This window comes from Monashia sp. HAY1-5C (assembly GCF_056755255.1).
Window position 1 is genome coordinate 1 of the sequence record NZ_JBPGXG010000634.1, and the last position, 246, is coordinate 246.

1 protein-coding gene is annotated in these 246 nt (G+C 66.7%); it reads right to left on the reverse strand.

Annotated elements, in window-relative coordinates; translation table 11 throughout:
* Positions 1 to 246: carboxyltransferase domain-containing protein (locus ACR9ZK_RS23000; protein ID WP_481344230.1), on the reverse strand; the 246-nt coding region annotated here is incomplete at both ends.

A 246-nucleotide genomic window follows, 5' to 3' on the forward strand; every position in this document is an offset into this window, starting at 1 on the left:
ATGAGGCTCTGGGCACCTGGGTTGAGAATTCGCAGGCCCGGTCCCGTGTGGTGGTCCGGATCGGCCTGGGAATCTTGGGCTGCCGCGGTAACTACCTCGCGGACAGCCCGGTACTGGACCCGATCACCGGGCCTCACCAGGGCTGGCTGCGCGCGGTCAAGATCCCACATTCTGGCTCCGGTCCGACCAATCAGCTGCCACCCACCCGGTGATCGACGCGGGTACACGGCGGAGTACTGTCCACCG